At 71.5% G+C, this 17,872-nt stretch carries 10 protein-coding genes; 2 read left to right on the top strand and 8 right to left on the bottom strand.

The window, feature by feature from the left end; all coding sequences use genetic code 11:
* Positions 1 to 24: 24 nt before the first annotated feature.
* The 6 genes from GVV04_RS13355 to GVV04_RS13330 all read right to left on the bottom strand — a co-directional run bounded on the left by GVV04_RS13355 (position 25) and on the right by GVV04_RS13330 (position 8,687).
* Positions 25 to 3,717, bottom strand: coding sequence for a SpoIIE family protein phosphatase (locus GVV04_RS13355; protein WP_161688013.1), 3,693 nt, complete (start codon positions 3,715 to 3,717; stop codon positions 25 to 27).
* A 146-nt stretch (positions 3,718 to 3,863) separates the two neighbouring features.
* The gene (locus GVV04_RS13350; RefSeq protein ID WP_161688011.1) at positions 3,864 to 4,412 is read right to left on the bottom strand and encodes a pyridoxamine 5'-phosphate oxidase family protein; all 549 of its coding nucleotides are present in this window, start codon (positions 4,410 to 4,412) and stop codon (positions 3,864 to 3,866) included.
* Positions 4,413 to 4,512: 100 nt separating this feature from the next.
* A complete protein-coding gene (locus GVV04_RS13345; RefSeq protein ID WP_161688009.1) occupies positions 4,513 to 5,280 on the bottom strand; it encodes a 3-oxoacyl-ACP reductase in 768 nt (255 codons plus the stop codon).
* Positions 5,281 to 5,284: 4 nt separating this feature from the next.
* A complete protein-coding gene (locus GVV04_RS13340) occupies positions 5,285 to 6,631 on the bottom strand; it encodes an aldehyde dehydrogenase family protein (protein ID WP_407938799.1) in 1,347 nt (448 codons plus the stop codon).
* A gap of 120 nt (positions 6,632 to 6,751) precedes the next feature.
* Positions 6,752 to 8,116, bottom strand: coding sequence for a glutamine synthetase family protein (locus GVV04_RS13335; RefSeq protein WP_161688006.1), 1,365 nt, complete (start codon positions 8,114 to 8,116; stop codon positions 6,752 to 6,754).
* Positions 8,117 to 8,204: 88 nt separating this feature from the next.
* Positions 8,205 to 8,687 (bottom strand): MarR family winged helix-turn-helix transcriptional regulator, encoded by a 483-nt coding sequence (locus GVV04_RS13330; RefSeq protein WP_161688004.1) that lies wholly within the window; start codon positions 8,685 to 8,687, stop codon positions 8,205 to 8,207.
* Between the two features lie 89 nt (positions 8,688 to 8,776).
* Between GVV04_RS13330 and GVV04_RS13325 the strand changes: the two genes are divergently transcribed.
* Positions 8,777 to 9,634: a haloalkane dehalogenase gene (locus tag GVV04_RS13325; RefSeq protein ID WP_161688002.1), complete on the top strand. Its 858-nt coding sequence runs from the start codon at positions 8,777 to 8,779 to the stop codon at positions 9,632 to 9,634.
* A gap of 176 nt (positions 9,635 to 9,810) precedes the next feature.
* The gene (locus GVV04_RS13320; protein WP_161688001.1) at positions 9,811 to 10,278 is read left to right on the top strand and encodes a hypothetical protein; all 468 of its coding nucleotides are present in this window, start codon (positions 9,811 to 9,813) and stop codon (positions 10,276 to 10,278) included.
* A gap of 191 nt (positions 10,279 to 10,469) precedes the next feature.
* Here the strand turns inward: GVV04_RS13320 and GVV04_RS13315 are convergent, their stop codons facing one another.
* Both GVV04_RS13315 and GVV04_RS13310 read right to left on the bottom strand, forming a co-directional pair.
* Positions 10,470 to 17,414, bottom strand: a complete 6,945-nt coding sequence (locus GVV04_RS13315; RefSeq protein ID WP_161687999.1) for a LamG domain-containing protein — start codon at positions 17,412 to 17,414, stop codon at positions 10,470 to 10,472.
* 21 nt (positions 17,415 to 17,435) lie between these two features.
* Positions 17,436 to 17,714 (bottom strand): hypothetical protein, encoded by a 279-nt coding sequence (locus GVV04_RS13310; protein ID WP_161687997.1) that lies wholly within the window; start codon positions 17,712 to 17,714, stop codon positions 17,436 to 17,438.
* Positions 17,715 to 17,872 lie beyond the last annotated feature (158 nt).

Genomic DNA, 17,872 nt, shown 5'->3' with positions numbered 1-17,872 from the left:
GGGGATCCCATCGGGCCGGGGCGGTCAGTCCTGGAGTCGCCGGCGCAGCGTCACCTCGGTCCCCTCGGGTGTCCGGCTGACCGTCAGGTCACCCAACGCCTTGATCAGCCCCAGCCCTCGGCCACGGAAGCCCGCGCCGGTCGACTCCCGCCACTGCCCGCTGTCCAGGACGGTGGCCACCACGGTGCGGTCGGCGATCGTCACCTCCACGCCGATGGTCGGCTCGGCCGGCTCGACCGGGTGCTCGATGGCGTTGGCGGCAGCCTCCGAGACCGCCACGGTCAGGTCGAACAGGTCGGTCTCGCCGACCCGGTGGGCGACGAGGAAGTCCTCCAGCCGACGGCGCAGCACGCTGAGTCGGGTCGGGTCGGCCGGCAGCCGCAGCGCGAACCGGTTCGGCTCGGTCACCTCCAACGCGAGGACCGCGACGTCGTCGCGGCGCGGCTGGGAGGCGACCCGCTCGACGACCGCGTCGGCCAGGTCGGCGACGTGCCCGGCGTGCCCGGTGGCGTCCTCGCGCAACTGCTCGAGGGCGGCGTCGATGCCGAGCTGGCGGTCCTCGATCAGGCCGTCGGTGTAGAGCAGCAGCCGGGCCCCCGGGGCCAACTCGTCCTCCACCGTCCGGTACGACGTGGCGGGAATGGCGCCGACCGGTGGCCCGAGCGCGCCGTCGTGCAGGAAACCCACGTCGTCTCCTCGGATCAGCAGCGGGGACGGGTGCCCGGCGCTGGCATAGCGCAGCCGTCCGGTGCGGGGGGAGAACCGAAGGCAGACCACCGTCGCGAAGGAGGGTTCCTCGGTCGAGCCGACCAGCCGGTTGAGCCGGGTCAGCGCCTTGCCCGGGTCGTAGCCCTCCAGGACGTACGCCCGCAGCGCGTTGCGGAGCTGGCCCATCGCGGCGGCGGCCCGGACGCCCTTGCCGACCACGTCGCCGATGACCAGGACGAGTTCGTCGTCGTCGAGCTCGATGACGTCGTACCAGTCGCCGCCGACCTCCACGTCGGCGCTGCCGGGCAGGTATCGGCTGGCCACCACCGCGCCGGGCAGCCGGGGCAGCGTGCGGGGCAGCAGGCTGTGCTGGAGAGTGGTGGCGATGCGGTGCTCGGCCTCGTAGAGCTGGGCGTTCTCCAGCCGTACGCCGATCAGCCGGGCGAGCTGGGTCAGCGCGGCCCGGGCGGTGTCGGTGGCGCCCTCCCCACGCCCCCAGACCCGCAGCTCGCCGAGCTGCTCCCCGGCGGTGCCGGTCAGCGGCAGCACGATGGACGGTTCGACGGCGGCCGTGCCGCCGCCGTCGGCCTCGGAGCGGGCCCCGGTCGCGGTGACCACCACCCGGACGGCCTCGGCGAGGCCGAGCGCGTGCCGGGCGGTCACCTCCAGCACCTCGGCGGTGGTACGGGCGGTGTTCACCGCGACGGCGGCGTCGGCCAGCGCGCGCAGCCGCCGGATGATCTGCCCGCGGAGCTGGCCCAGCTCGACGTTCGCCCGGACCCGGGCGATCAGCTCCTCGCTGGAGAACGGCTTGGTCAGGTAGTCGTCCGCGCCGACCGACAGGCCGGCGACCGCCTCGGCCGAGCCGGCCCGGGCGGAGAGCAACACGATCGGCACGTGCCGGGTACGCGGGTCCGCGCGCAGCGCGGTGACCAGGCCGAACCCGTCCAGCCGGGGCATCATCACGTCGGTCAGCACCAGGTCGAACGGGGCCTGCACGGCCTGGCGCAGCGCCTCGACGCCGTCCGGCACGGCCACCACCTCCCAGGACGGGGAGAGCAGCCGCGCGACGTGCTCGCGCAGGTCGGCGTTGTCGTCGGCGAGCAGGATGCGGCCGGCCGTTACCCGGCCGGCGGCCACGGCCGACGAGGTGACCGGGGCCGCATCGCCCCACAGCGCGCTCTCGGCGGCGAAGAGCCGGGCCTGCGCCAGCTCGACAGGGGCGGAAGAGTCGGCCGGGACGTCGGTCGGGACCCGGTCGGCGGGCAGGTGGGCGGAGCCGAACGGGAGGGTCACGGTGAAGGTGCTGCCCGCGCCGACCCGGCTGCGTGCCTCGACCCGCCCGCCGTGCATCTCCACCAGCTCGCGAACCAGCGCGAGCCCGATCCCGGTGCCCTCGTGGCTGCGGGAGCGGACGCCGGGAACCCGGTGGAACCGCTCGAAGACGTGCGACAGCTCCTCGGGGGGAATCCCGACGCCAGTGTCGGTGACCTCCAGCCGGGCCGCGCCGTCGACCGCCCGGATCCGGACCCGGACCTCGCCGTAGAAGGTGAACTTCACCGCGTTGGCGACCAGGTTGAGGACGATCTTCTCCCACAGGTCCCGGTCGACGAAGACCGGACCGGGCAGCGGCGGGCAGTCGACCGCCAGGCGCAGGCCGACGCGTTCGGCGGCCGAGCGGAAGGTGCTGGCCAGCCGGGAGGTGTAGTCGGCCAGGTCGGTGGGCTCGTAGCGGGCGGCCAGCCGGCCGGACTCCAGCCGGGAGAAGTCCAGCACCGTGTTGACCAGCTTGAGCAGGCGCAACGAGTTGCGGTGCATCATGGTGAGCTGGTCGACGTAGGGCGTCGGCAGCGCCGAGTCGGCGAGCAGGTCCTCCAGGGGCCCCAGCACCAGGGTCAGCGGGGTGCGGAACTCGTGACTGATGTTGGCGAAGAAGTTGGTCTTCGCCCGGTCCAGCGCGGCCAGCTCGGCGGCCCGGGCCTGTTCCTGCTCGTGCGCCCGTTGCCGGCCCAGCGTGCGGGAGATCTGGGCGGCGATCAGGTCGAAGAACGTGCGGTACTCGTCGGTGAGCGGCAGCCGGGCGGACACCCCCACCACGAGGGCCCCCGCGGGCTCGTTGGTGGCGGTGAGCGGCAGCACCAGCGCCTGCCCGGCGACCCCGTCGGGCACCTCGGCCAGCAGGTCGGCGACGTCGACCGTGGCGGCGACCCCGCCGTCGGCGACCCGGCTCACCGCGGGCGCGGCGGTCCCACCGAGCGGCGGCGCGGCGACCGCCACGGAGCCGCTGGGGCCGCTGCGCCCGGCGAGGGTGAGCCGGCCGGCGACGTCGCGCAGGTAGACCAGGCCGAACGGGACGTCGGCCCGGTGCCGGTCCAGCACCCGGGCGACGGCCGTCGCCAGCTCGCCGGACTGCTCCGCCTCGGCCAGGCCGGCGCCCAGCTCGGCCAGGGCCCGCAGCCGGCGTTCGCCGAGCACCCGGCCGGTGGTCTCGCTCACGATGCAGAGGATCCCGTTGATGCCGCCGTCGGCTTCCAGGATCGGGTCGTAGGAGACGTCGAAGTAGACGTCCTCCAGGAAGCCGTGCCGATCGAGTACGAAGGGATGGTTCTCGCCCTGGTAGGGCTCGCCGGTCTCCCGGACCGAGGCGAGCAGCGGCCCGAGCACGTCCCAGGTCTCGACCCAGTGCTCCCGGGCGGGCTGACCGATCGCGTGCGGGTGCTTGGCCCCGATGGTCGGCAGGTAGGCGTCGTTGTAGAAGGCGCGGTGCTCCGACCCCCAGAACATGACGATCTGCGCCCGGGAGGAGAGCATCGTGGCGACCGCGTGGCACAGCGCCGCCGGCCAGCCGGCCGGAAAGCCGAGCGGACTGGTCGCCCAGTCGAACCCGCCCAGCCGCTCCCCCATCTCGCCACCGGCGGCGAACGCGGCCGTGAGCAGCGGCGGGAGCGTCTCGCCGACGGTCCCGACGGACGGGTGCAGCCCGTCCTCGCCCCCCTGGGCCGAGCTCATGAACCCTCCCGCACCGGCTGTTCCCGCGACAACCGCAATGATCGCCCCGCCGTGCCCCGCCTTCTACCCAGACGGACCAGCAACGTAACGCATCCGCTCGCGGCGACGTTGGTAACCCGGGTCTCACCCGCACGCCAGCGCAGAGGTCAGAAGACCGGCAGGCCGTCGATGCTCGCGGCGTTCTTCGTGGCCCGGTAGGTGACCAGGTCATCGGCCGTGCGCCGGGAGTGTGACCTGAGCAACAGATCCCGGTCACCCTGATAGTCCATGAGGGGCACCGCGTACCCGCAGGAGTCGCTGACCCGGTCGACGTCGACCGTGATCACCGCGCGGGCGGAGTGCAGGTCCGGCGGGTCGGGGAAGTCGCCGAGCCGGTCGGCGAAGCCGGCGTCCTCCACCGTCACCGCCGTGCCCCGCCCGTGCAGCCGGACGATGTTGGGCGGGCCGGCGAAGGCGCAGAACATCAGCGTGATCCGGCCGTTCTGCCGCAGGTGGGCGATGGTCTCCGCGCCGCTGCCGTGGAAGTCGAGCCAGGCCACCCGGTGCGGGCCGAGGATGACGAAGGTGCCGCGCATCCCCTTCGGCGAGAGGTTGACGTGCCCGTCGGCGCCGGAGGGCGCGGTGGCCACGAAGAAGACGGGCTGCTCCGCGATGAAGTCGCGCAGCCGCCCGTCGATCGCGGGGTGAACTTTCATGGCGGCATCCTCCCACCGCCCCCGGCGGGCCGGCCCGCCCCTTCCCGTCAGGCGGACCGGCTTCCTTCCCGTCAGGCGGCCCCGGCGGTCACCGGCCGGGTCACAGCGGGGTGACGTACGCGCCGGTGATCCCGCCGTCGACGACGAACTGCGCGGCGGTCATGAACGACGAGTCGTCACTGGCCAGGAAGGCCACCGCCGCGGCGATCTCCTCCGGCTGGCCGAACCGGCCCATCGGCACGTGCACCAGCCGGCGGGCGGCCCGCTCCGGGTCGGCAGCGAACAGCTCCAGCAGCAGCGGGGTGGCCACCGGGCCGGGGCACAGCGCGTTGACCCGGATGCCCTCCCGGGCGAACTGCACGCCCAGCTCCCGGGTCATCGCCAGCACCCCGCCCTTGCTCGCCGTGTACGCGATCTGCGAGGTGGCCGCCCCCATCAGCGCCACGAACGACGCGGTGTTGATGATCGACCCCTTGCCCTGCCGGCGCATGTGCGGGATGACGTGCTTGCAGCACAGGTAGACGCTGGTCGTGTTGACCCGCAGCACCCGCTCCCAGGCGTCCAGGCCGGTCTCCAGGATCGAGTCGTCCTCGGGCGGGGAGATGCCGGCGTTGTTGAACGCCACGTCCACCCGGCCGTGCCGGTCGACCACCCCGTCGAACAGGTCCCGCACGGCCGCCTCGTCGGCCACGTCGCAGGCGACGAACTCCCCGCCGACCTCCTCGGCGGCCTGCCCACCCGCCGACACGTCGATGTCGACGCAGACCACCCGCGCCCCCTCGGCGGCGAACCGCCGCACCGTGGCCAACCCGATCCCGCTGCCCGCCCCGGTGACCACCGCGACGCGTCCCTCCAACCGACCCTGCACCTTGTCACTCCTCCGTGGCGATGAAGACGTTCTTGACGTCGGTGAAGGCGTGCAGCGCGTCCGGGCCCAGCTCGCGGCCGAGCCCGGAACGCTTCATCCCACCGAACGGGGTCCAGTACCGCACCGAGGAGTGCGAGTTGACGCTCAGGTTGCCCGCCTCCACCGCCCGGGCCACCCGGATCGCCCGGCCCACGTCCCGGGTCCAGACCGAGCCGGACAGGCCGTAGTCGGTGTCGTTGGCCAGCCGGACCGCGTCCGCCTCGTCGTCGAAGGGGAGCACCGACACCACCGGGCCGAAGACCTCCTCCCGCCAGTGCCGGTCGGCCGGCGAGTCGGCGAGCAGCACCGTCGGGGCGTACCAGAAGCCGGGGCCCTCCGGGCAGGAGCCGGTGAAGGCCACCTTCGCCCCGTCGACGTACCCGGCGACCCGGTCGCGCTGGCCTGCGGAGATCAGCGGGCCCATCTCGGCGGTGTCCAGCGCCGGGTCCTCCACCCGGAACCCGCGCACGGCCGGCTCCAGCAGTTCCAGGAACCGGTCGTACACCGGGCGCTGGACCAGGATCCGGGACCGGGCGCAGCAGTCCTGGCCGGCGTTGTCGAAGACCGCGTACGGCGCGGTGGCCGCCGCCTTCTCCAGGTCGGCGTCGGCGAAGATGACGTTGGCGCTCTTGCCGCCCAACTCCAGGGTCACCCGTTTCACCTGGGCAGCGCAGCCGGCCATGATCCGGGTGCCGACCTCGGTGGAGCCGGTGAAGCACACCTTGCGTACGGCCGGGTGGGTGACGAACCGCTCCCCCACCACCGACCCTTCGCCGGGCAGCACGGTGAACACGTCGTCGGGCAGCCCGGCCTCGCGGCCCAGCTCGGCCAGGCGCAGCGCGGTCAGCGGGGTCAGCTCGGCCGGCTTGAGCAGCACCGTGTTGCCGGCGGCGAGCGCCGGGGCGAAGCCCCACGCGGCGATCGGCATGGGGAAGTTCCACGGCACGATCACCCCGACCACGCCCAGCGGCTCGTGGAAGGTGACGTCCAGCCCGCCCGGCACGGGGATCTGCCGGCCGGTCAGCCGCTCGGGAGCGCCCGCGTAGTAGTCGAGCACGTCCCGGACGTTGCCCGCCTCCCACCGCGCGTTGCCGATGGTGTGGCCGGAGTTGCGCACCTCCAGCAAGGCCAACTCCTCCAGGTGCGCGTCGACGAGGCCGGCGAACCGCCGCAACACCCGCGCCCGCTCCCCCGGCGCCGCCTTCCGCCACCCCTCGAAGGCCCGAGCCGCCCGCCCAACGGCCTCGTCGACCTCCGCCAGCGAAAGGCTCGCCACCTCCCCCACCACAACTCCACTAGCGGGATTAACCACCTGCGTCACGCCCCACCCTCCCTCTCCCCACTCGACTCTCCCGCGATCATGGAGTTATAGCCCCGACAAAAGCCGCGTAACCTGTCATTCCAGGGGCCCGAAGTACAAGATCGCGGGAGGTCAGAGGCGTTCGAAGCCACGGGTCAGCTCCCAGTCCGTTACCGCGGCGTCGAAGGCTTTCAGCTCCACGCGGGCCTGGTTGGCGTAGTGGGCGTGGACCTCGTCGCCGAAGACGGCCCTCGCGATCGTCGAGGACTCCCAGAGGGACAGGGCGTCACGCAGGGTGGCCGGCACCCGGTCGGCGGCCGGGTCGTCGTACGCGTTGCCGGTGCACTCCGGCCCCAACTCCAGCTCGCGTTCGATGCCGTGCACCGCGCCGGCCACCAGCGCCGCGATCGCCAGGTACGGGTTGACGTCCGCGCCGGGCACCCGGTTCTCCACCCGCATCCCCTCGCCGTGGCCGGCCAGCCGCAGCGCGCAGGTGCGGTTGTCGGTGCCCCAGCGCAGCGCGGTCGGGGCGAACGAGCCCGGCTGGTACCGCTTGTACGAGTTGATGTTCGGCGCGAACAGCAGGCTGAACTCGCGCATGGTGTCCAGCAGCCCGGCCAACACCCGCTGCCCGGTGACGCTCAGGTGCGCCGGGCCGTCGCCGAGCATCGCCGAGCGGCCGTCGGCGTCGCGCAGCGAGAAGTGGATGTGGCAGGAGTTGCCCTCCCGCTCGTTCGGCTTCGCCATGAAGGTGATCGACATGCCCTCCTGGGCGGCGATCTCCTTCGCCCCGTTCTTGTAGATCACGTGATGGTCGGCGCACGCCACCGCCTCGTCGTAGCGGAAGGCGATCTCGTGCTGGCCGAGGTTGCACTCGCCCTTGGCGCTCTCCGGGGTCAGGCCCGCGCCGGCCATCTCGTTGCGGATGCGGCGCAGCAGCGGCTCGACCCGGGCGGTGCCGAGCAGCGAATAATCCACGTTGTACTGGTTCGCCGGGGTCAACTCGCGGTAGCCGCGCCGCCAGGCGTCCTCGTACGAGTCGCGGTAGAGAACGAACTCCAGCTCGGTGCCCGCGTACGCGGTCAGCCCGTGCTCGGCGAGCCGGTCGAGCTGGCGGCGCAGGATCTGCCGGGGCGAGGCGACCACCGGCCCGGACCCGCCCGGCCACGCCAGATCTGCCAGCAGCATCGCCGTGCCCGGCTGCCACGGCACCCGGCGCAGCGTCTCCATGTCGGGCACCATGGCGAGGTCGCCGTAGCCGCGCTCCCAGCTCGACATCGCGTACCCGTCGACGGTGTTCATGTCGACGTCCACGGCGAGCAGGTAGTCGCACCCCTCGCTGCCGTTCTCGACCACCTGGTCGAGGAAGAACGGCGCGTGGAACCGCTTGCCCTGCAACCGGCCCTGCATGTCGACCAGGGCGAGCACCACCGTGTCGAGCTTGCCGGCGGCGACGGCGGCCCGTAACTCTTCGAGGGACAGGGGTGCTCTGCTCATGCGGGGGCCTCCATCACCAAGGTCTACTGCCTGACCGGACCACCGTCAATGCCCCGCCGCGACGCGCCGGCAAACACCGCGCGGCGGTTCACCCGTTGCGGCCCCGGCCGTACACCAGGGTGGTGAGCAACCGGGTGAGTTCCTCGCGTTCCGGCGGGGTCAGGGGTGCGAGCACCTCGTCCTCCACGTCGGCGAGCAGGCCGTCCAACTTGCGGAGCTGGCGGCGGCCCGGCCCGGTGAGGGTGACCACGTTGCGGCGGCGGTCGGCGGGATCGGGCGCGCGGTCCACCAGCTCCCGGTCGGCCAGCTCGTTGAGCACCGCGACCAGGTCGCTGCGATAGATGCGGGTGCGGCTGCTCAGCTCCGCCTGGCTCGCGGGGCCGGCCTCGTCCAGGGCGGCGAGCACCGCGTAGTGCCACTTGCGGGCGTCCACGCGGGCCAGTTCCTCGTTCACCCGACGGTCGGAGTGGATCGCCGCCAGGGACAGCAGCCGGGTCGGCAGGTTGCGCAGTCGCGCGGGGGCGGCCGGCCGGTCGGCGGCGCGCGTCGGCTCGGACCCACTGTCGCTCACGCCACGAGCATACCCCTTGCGTTAGTCGGACTAACGAATTAGCTTCGGCGGGCAGAACCGTTAGTGAGACAAACGATTGAGGGGCCCACATGCCGGTGACGACCGTCCTGGACTCGACGATGTACCACGAGGAGGCCGGCAGCGGCCCGGCCTTCGTGTTCCTGCACGGCAACCCCGGCTCGTCCCGGCTGTGGCGCAACGTGCTGCCCGCGCTCGACCTGCCCGCCCGGCTCCTCGCCCCCGACCTGATCGGCATGGGTCGCTCCGGCAAGCCCGACCTGCCGTACCGCTTCGCCGACCACGCCCGCTACCTCGACGCCTGGTTCGACCGGCTGGGCCTGGACGAGGCGGTACTCGTCGGCCACGACTGGGGCGGCGCGCTCGCCTTCGACCGGGCGGCCCGGCACCCCGACCGGGTGCGCGGCGTGGCCTTCCTGGAGACGATCGTGCGGCCGATGTCCTGGGCCGAACTGGGCCAGGGGCCCCGGGCGCGAGCCGAGGCCATGCGCGGGCCGCAGGGCGAGGCCCTGGTGCTCGACAGCGACTTCTTCGTGAACTCGGCCTACACCGGCGGGGTGCTGCACCCGCTGCCCGAGGCGGACCTGGACGCCTACCGGGCGCCCTACCCGACCCGGGAGAGCCGCCGCCCGCTGCTGGAGTGGGCCCGCTCGCTGCCGCTCGACGGCGAGCCGGCCGACGTCGCCGAGCGGGTGGCCGGGTACGGCAACTGGCTGGCCACGAGCGACGCGCCGAAGCTGCTGCTCACCTTCGACACCTCGCCCACCCTGCTCATCGGCCCGGAGCAGGCCGCCTGGTGCGCGGCGCACCTGGCGGCCCTGGAGACGGAGCACTGCGGCCCGGCCGGCCACCACGCGCCCGAGGACCGGCCCGACGCCATCGCCTCTGCGATCGCCCGCTGGGCACGACGGCACGCCCTGGCACGCTGACCACGCCCCGCCGGTCGGCGAGGACTGAGCCTCCCTCGATGCCTGCCGGCCACGCTGGGGCGCCGCTCCGCCGAAATGCCGCGCAGGACCCGGACGCAAGCAGGGTTGCGGTGATAAGCGGTCGTCGATCACACTCCGCTGGCGCCCGCCGCCCCATCCTCTGCAGGAGAGACCACATGCAGCCGTTGCGTTCAGCACCGACCACACATCGTTCGGTCTGGATGTGGGCCGGCGCGGCAGCCGGGCTCGCACTCGCCGTCACCATGTTCCTGAACAGCAGCAAGACCCGTACTCCTGCCGCAGCGAGCCGACCGCCAACGGAGACGTTCGTGGTCTCCGGCGCGGTGCTGCTCGGCGACAGCGCGTCCTTCGTCAGGGACGACCACGGCGGCTGCGGCGGCACGGGCGACCACGCCGGCGTCAAGGACGGCGCGCCGGTGCTGATCACGACCCGCGACGGGTTCGCTGGCGGGAAGCTGACCGACGCCCGCGCGCTCACCGACGGCACCTGCCAGTTCCGGTTCTCTGTGCCGAGGGTCCCGACCGGGCAGGACACCTACCTGCTCATGGTCGCCGGCCAAGACCCCCGTCAGTACATCGAACATGAGCTCAAGAGCGCCCTGTTGGCCTTGCGAGTCGACTGAACCGCACAGGTTCAGCGCCCTCCACCTCACCCCGGCACCTGGCAGTCCTTCGTCGACCTGGCGAAAAGGATCGGCCCCGTGGGCTGATCCCCCAAGCGCAGAGACGGCCCCCGGCGCAGCGAGTGGCTGCGCCGGAGGGCCGCCGGCCCTGAAGTACCTACGGGCCGATCACCTCGGCCGAGGTCGCGAGGTCATCGGTCGATGCCGAAGTAGCGGGCGACGTGCACGATGATCTCCTGGGTGTACGGGGTGAGCCGGTACAGCTTCTTGGTGAGCACCTCGGTGGTGGCTGCGCTCAGGTTGGCGAGGTTGGCGACGTTCGCCGGGCTGCTCCTGATGTCGGATTCGAGGGTCTGGATCAGGTCGTAGATGCTGCTGAAGCCTTCGCCCTGCAGGGCCTTGGCCAGGGACGGCGGGGCGCTGGGAGAGGCGGCGACGGGGTCGAGCAGGCGGCTGACGAAGGTGACCCGGTGGAAGACCCGCCAGCAGGGTGGTTTCTGGTCGGCCTGATTGGCTTGGCGTAGGGCGGCGGCCTGGGGCGAGGTGGCGAGCCAGAGCGGGTCGATGATCTTGCCGTAGAAGTCTTCGAAGTTGTCCTTGGTGACGTCGAGGTAGAAGGTCATGAACCGGTAGGCGTCGACCCTGCCGGGGCTGGTGACGGGCTGGTTGGTGGCGGGGTCGTAGACGGGGGTCTCGCCGTCCTTGTATCGCTGGAGGTCCCGGCCGCCGGTGCAGGCGACGTCGAGCCCGAACGTCCTGCTGGAGGACTTGGACCTGGTGCGGGTGACGCTGGTGCCGCCGCCGATGCTGGCTTCGAAGCCCATCTTCGTGCCGCCGGCGGCTCCGGCGAGTTCGAACATGCCGCCGCCGCTGAGGGTGCCCTTGATCGAGTAGGAGCCGCCGGTGGTTTCGGTCACCGAATCGGTGGTTTCGGTGGATTCGGCGAAGAAGCCGCCGCCGGCGGTCCAGACGTAGGTGTTGGCCAGGTTGCGGCGGGCCGACGACCTGTTGGCGACCTCCTTGGCCTTCTCCGCGGTCCGGTTGGGAGCGTGGGTCTCGGTGGACACCGAGTCGTAGTAGCTCTGCAACTGTTGGGCCTGGCGCTCGACGCGGCGTTTGAGGGCGTACGCCTCGCGGGGTTTGAAGTAGCTGTATTCGGCGCCGTCACCGGCGGTCGGATAGTGGGCGGGGTCGGGGAAGGGGCCGGCCAGCCCGTAGCCGACGAGCCCGTCGAGGGTGCCCTGCTTGGTGTACAGGGGGTTGATCTGGAACTCGATGATGTTCCAGTCCCGGGGAATGTCGGGGTTGGGCATCATCCGGTAGGCGACCAGCGCCCCGGTGTGTTCGAGGCGCAGCGCGAAGACGTCTGCGGTCTCGGACTGGACGAGGGCGTAGCCGGTGTTGGCCGGTACCCAGCGCTGGCCGGCGGCCGGGTTGAGCGGGCGGCTCGGGTCCTCCCACGCGCCGCTGAGCGCGACGGTGCTGGTGCGGGTGGTGTTGCTGCCTTCGGACACCTCGGCCTCGCTGGTCCAGCCGTTGGAGTAGTCGAGGCCGAACTCCAGGTTGCCCTCCATGGAGAGTTTGGCGAGCGGCTGAGCCGTGCCCACACCGAGGGGGGCGGTGATCGACAGGATGTCGGCCGAGACCTCCCAGGAGAACTTCAGCTTCGCCGAGACGTCCATGCTGGTCTCTTTGCTGGACGACAGCGTGTTGGTGACCTCCTCGGCCTGGACGAAGGAGACGGTGGCGGCGTCGATGTAGTCGTCGGTGCCCGGACGCTTGACGAGGTTCTCCGAGGGCACCGGCGGCGCCCCCTCGATGTAGCCGACGAGTTGCGGGTCGAACTGGGCCTGGCCGACCCACTTGCTGACCAGGTTGCCGACCTTGTAACCGGTGATGAGGTACCAGCGTCCGGCCTGCTGGTAGGTGTAGGAGCGTTTCATCACGCCCTGCATGCCCCGGTGCGGGATCCGTTGGACGTCGGCGTATTCGGCGACGGCGGGAGAGTTGCCGATGAAATCGTGGAAGGCGGTCCGGATGCCGGTCAGCGCCGAGCGGACCTCCGCGGTGTCGGTGGAGACGGGTGCCGTGGAGAGCACGATGGTGGGCTCGCTGCCGGTGGCGGTGATCAGGTTGTTCCCGCGCGGTCCGGCGTCGAGGATCGGTGCGCCGGTGGCGGTCGAGGCGGCGTCGAACGGGTAGTAGCAGACGAGGTCCTCGGACTCGCCGCGCAGTCGGGTGAAGGCGTTGTCGAGGATCTGCTCGCCGGTCCGCGCGGTCTGCCACACCCGGATCTCGTCGAGGGTGCCGGCGTAGGCGTCGCGCAGAATGTTGCCGGTGGTCGTGTAGCCGCCGATGGTGAACTGTTCGGGCCCGTAGCCGGCGGTGACGAGGGCGTCGGTGGCCGGGATCGGGTCGGCGGGGGTCGCGTCGCCGTTGCAGTAGAGCCGGAACCGGTTGCCGTTCGGGTCCGGTGTCTTGACCCAGGCGGCGCCGTGCAGCCTGCCGGGGTAGGTGCCGGTGACGTCGGCGGTGGTGTTCCCGGCGTCCTCCGGGAACGTCCACTGGGCGACCAGTCCAGGCGTGCTCTCACTGACCGTCACGCCGATCTTCGCCGCCTCCCGGGCGACGTTCCACAGCCGTGCCTCGCTGAGCACGCCGCGCAGCCCGTGCCCGGTCTGGCCGCTGCGGTAGCGGCCGATTTCGAGGAGCCCGTCGTTGCCCGTCGGCGCCGGGCCGATGAGATTGGAGGAGCCTGCCGCCGCGCCGTTCACGTGGAACTGGATCTCCGACGCATTGCCGTTCGAGATGGCTTTGCGGACGACCGCGACCCGGGTGAACACGCCTGCCTGCAGCTTGGTCGTGGAGACTGCGGTGCCCGGCTGGGTGCTCGCGGTGTTCTCGTAGGTGAAGGCCAGCGCCCCGTCGGGCTGCACGTAGAGGGCGTACGGCACCGTGCCGCCGGCACCGTCGGCCAGCCCGCCCTTGCAGACGAGTCCGTGGGTGTGGCCCAACGCGTCGAGCCGAAGGGACAACTCGATCGTCAGATCGCCCGTGACGTCGAGGGCGTCGGCCCGGCCGGTGTCGAGCCACGCTGCGCCGTCGAAGCGCAGCGCCCAGTCCTGCTCGAAGACCGCCGCGAGGTGGCCCCACTGACCGGCCGGGTAGACGTCCCGGCTGCGCACGAGCTGATCGCCTACCCCGGCGAGGATCTTGTAGCCGGGGAACTGGGAGCCGACGACCCTGGGGTTTCCGGCGATGGTGGCGTCGTTACCCCGTCCGGTCAGGTCCGTGGTCCGGCGGCCGGTGAAGTTCCAGTAGCCGAGCAGGCCGGTCTCCCGCCCGGTCAGCCGACGGTCCTTGTCCGCCGTCAACTCCTCGGCGGTACGGACGCGACCCCAGATCCGCACCTCGTCGAACTGGGCGTACGCCTTGCAGTCCCAGTAGTCGGTGACGATCCGGCCGAGCAGGAGTTTGCCGGTGCCGGTGAAGTGCCCGGTGGCGGGGCGGCGACCGACTTCCACGCCGTCCCGGTAGATGATCTGGTTGCGGTTGGTGCCCTCCCGGTCGTACACGCAGGCCCAGTGGTGCCAGTTCGTGTCGCTGTAGGAGGAAGAGAGGTTCAGGCTGTCGGAGTAGAAGTCCATCGTGAAGGCGTTGTTGGAACGGAACCCGATGTGCAGGTACTGGTCCGTCTTCGCGGCCATGGGTCCGAGGCCGACGAAGTAGTCGTCCCGGCCGGTCGTCAGGCGCTTGGCCCAGAACTCCACGGTGAAGGAGGTGCCGGTCAGATCGATGCCGGTGCCGCAGTCCAGGTAGTCGCCGCTCCCGTTGAACTCCAGCGCCGAGGGGTAGGACGCGCCGGAGACGCCGAGGGTGTACCGGGTGGTGGGGCTGCCGGGCAGGTTGGCGTGCACGATGCGGCTCTGCGTGCCGGCCGGGTTGGCCCAGGCTTCCAGGGTGAGATCGCCGGCCATCGCCGCCCGAGGCTGTTGGGCGGCCGGAAGAGCGAGCCGCTTGGTGCCGTCGAACCCGAACGCACGCCCGGGGGCGTGGCCCTGCCAGCGGTTGCCCCGCCCCGCTACGACATCGGCGGCCGTGCCGTTGGGCACCGCGCCGGTGGCCGCACCGGCGTCGACCGCGACGAGCAGCGAGCCGCCGCCCAGCCGCGTCCCGGGGCGGCTGGACGTGGCCGAGGCGTAGTCGTAGACGACCGTCCGCACCTGTGCGCCCGCCGTCACCGCGCCCGGGCTCGTGGTCAAGGTGAAGGTGGAGACGGCGGGCACGGAGTCCCGCAGCTGGTAGACCGATCCGGCCACGCTGACCTTGGTGCCCGCCGCCAGTGACGCGGCCAGCGGTGCCGTGAGGGTGACGGTGCTGGCCTGGACCGAGGCGACCGTGCCCAGCAGGTCCCCGGCCGGGGTGCCGTTGAGCACCGCCGCGAACTGATCGGCGCGCCGGGGCACCGCGTTGAACGTCTCGGTGTGGGTCGTGTTGTTCGCCGTACGGGTGACCACCACCGTGCAGCGATCGGCGTCCGGACCCGCCGACACGGTGAAACCCAGCTCGGGCAGGGCGACCCCGGTGTCCCGGCTGGTCAGCGCCAGCCGACCGGACGGGAGCGTGATCTGCTTGGCCGCCCGGGAGGCGGTGACGTCGTAGTAGACGGAGAAGAACTGCCCGTCGATGCCCCGGAAGTACAGCACCACCTCGCCGGTCGCGCTGTCGAGCAGAACCGGGGCGCTCCGGCTCCACGCGAACGCCAGCACCGCGCCGAAAATGCTCAGCCCGGCGTTGTCGACGGCAACCGTCGGCATCGCCAACACCACGTCGTCGCCGCCCTGCAACCCTCCGCTCAGCGCGGCCAGCGCGGCCTGCCGGTCCGCCAGCAGCGTCTGGTCCCGGGCCAGTTGCGCCTTCGCGTCCTCCTGCGACCGGACGGCCGCGTTGTAGACCGAGGATGCCGAATTCAGCGACCCCAGCAGGCTGTTCGCCCGACCCGAACGATCGTGGGGCCAGACGAACCACCCCTCGTCGTAGCAGTAGCCGGAGTTCACGAAGGCCCAGTACCTGTCGTTCCAGTACTGGTACCCCGGGTTCGTGTCCCGTACTGCCTGGTCTGCCTGGTCAAGGAGATGCTGGTCCAAGACCAGCTTCGCCTGCGTGGCCGTGACCGCGTCCTGGGCCGCGCTGAGCACGTCCATGTCCTTGGTCGGGTCGGGACGCCCGATGGTGGACAGCGTGACCGACCGGGGTACCTGCGCGAGCCGGCCGTCGGCGGCGAGGGCGAGGTCGAGGGTCGCGAGCAGCGGATTGCCGCCCGGGGCGGCGGCGTCGACCGTCGGGCACGCCAGCAGGACCCGCGCCTGCCGCTTCGCCGGGCTGGGCTGCTCGGCGTACCCGGCGGCGGTTTCTTCCTGCTGGAAGTACAGCGCTGCGGCCACCCCGGAGGTGAGCGACCGGCCCGCGAAACCGAACGTCTCCCGGGACAGCCCCGGGCTGTCGCCCACCGGCGCGCCCGAGGTCACCCACGCCGCGCTGCCCCTCACGGTGCCGTTGAACCCGTTGTCGGTGTGGTCGGCGACGCTGGTCCCACCGCCCTCGTCGAAGCGGTAGTAGGCGACGAGGCCGGGCTCGACGCCGGCGAGGCGGCGACGGAAGTCGCGGGCCAGCTCGGCGGCCGTCCGCGCCTGGCTCCAGATACGCACCTCGTCGACGTCACCACGGAAGAACTCGGCGGCGGTGGTCCCCGACCGCCGGGCACCGACATACGTCACCACCCCGGAGGAGGAGGGAGTGAACGACATCGAGCCGTTGGCCACCTCGACGCCGTCGACGTACAACCGGCCCTTGGCCCCGGTGCCGCCGGTGAACACCGCCGCGACGTGAGCGAAACGACTGGTCGACACCGCCGCCTCCGGCGAGGTGACCGTATTGCCGGTGCCGGGATGGGTCAACACCAGCGCCTGGGCGGAGGTCAGCCGCAGCGTGAACGACCCCGCCTGCGTCCCGTCCCCGGCGGCCACGATGACCCCACCGGCGGCGGCCGGATTGACCCACGCCTCCACCGTGTACGCGCCCTGCAGCCGCGCACTCGGCGTACTCCCCAGGTCGAGGTGGTCGTCCTGGCCGTCGAGCCGCAGCGCGGTCCCCGCCCGGTCGGTCGGCAGCGGAACCGGCACCAGCGGCTTCTTCGTGAACGGGTCCGCCCCGGGCTCACGCTCAAGCACCGAGGCCGCGTACCTCGGGTCCGGGCTGGTGTAGAACTGGGTTCCCGCCAGGTTGAACAGCCCGTCGTCGGCCCGCTCGACGTTGAACCCGTCGATGCGGCCGGTCACCGCGTTCACGGCGAACAGTTGCCACCGCGACACATCGTTGACCTGGGTCGGCAGCAGCAGCACCGCGAACTCGCCGTCGGCGACGTTACGGACGAACGACAACTGCCGGGTGGGCTCGTAGAACGGGTTGCCGTCCAGGTCCCTGGTGCCCAGGGTGTCACCCGTGGAGGCCGGCGAGGTCTTGGTCCGGCTGCGCCGGTAGCGCACCTCGAGCACCGGCTTGACCGTCGCGCCCACCTGCACGAAGCGGTCGCACAGGACCGTGCGGGACACCACCGGCACCTTGGCCCCGCCCGCCTGGGCGTAGTCCGTCCGGCTTCCATCCGCAGAAGCACCGCCGCCGGCCAGCCGGAACAGCGCGTCCGGGTGCGTCTCGTCGACCGACTGGCGGAACAGCATCAGGTACCTGCCGTCCGAGACGACCTGGAACGGCGCCTGGCCGCCCAGCCGGGCCGTGGTGGACAGGAACGCGTCCAGGTCCTCGGGCTGGAGCTGCGTCCCGGCGCCCACCTCGGCCCGCCCGCCCAGCCGCACCGCAGGCACCCCGACCGTCTCGCCGCCACCGAAGCCGACCTCGGTGATCTCGTTCGGGAATGTGAGCAGTGGCGGGTTGTCGTTCCAGTACGAACTGTCGATCTCGCCTCGCTCGCGGCTGCCCAGATCCAGGTTCAACACGTTGTAGTAGATACGCCGGGAGTCGTCCATCGCGAACGCCACCGTCGTGCCCTGGTGACGCACCATCGTCGTATACACGTACTTCCTGTCGCTGTAAACCCTGACCAGATTCTTGTTCGGCATTCACTCCCCCAAGTCGACGAATCACATGTGGGCGCAAAAAACTGCAGAATCGGCCCGGACGCGCACCGAACCGATCCTTTTCGGAACATGGTCCACCTCGGATTCCATATCATCTGTCCGGAACCCGTGAAGTTGCGACGAATCGGCGGCATCGACGCGCAGGCGCTCGCCCCCATTCTTCGAGCGAATAGAGGCCTCTGTGAGGCTATTCAGGCGGCCCGCACGCTGTCGTCGACGCTGCCATGGCTGGGAATTGCGGCGCTGACCGGCCCCGCTGTCTTCTGTGGCGTCGTCCGCCACCTACCTCCGTGGTCGGCCCTGCTTTTCACCCCTTTCCCCGCAGTGGCATTCCTGATTCTCGGATGCCACGTTGTGTACGTCAAGGGGCGGTTCGTATGCCCGACTCGGCGTCAGCCATAAAACGCGATGTCATGAATAGAGCATGTCGGGAGATGTCC

This window comes from Micromonospora rubida (genome assembly GCF_009908295.1).
GTDB classification, from domain to species: Bacteria; Actinomycetota; Actinomycetes; order Mycobacteriales; family Micromonosporaceae; genus Micromonospora; species Micromonospora rubida.
The sequence above is the reverse complement of the archived record's forward strand: the minus strand, read 5'-3'. Positions and strand labels throughout refer to the sequence as shown.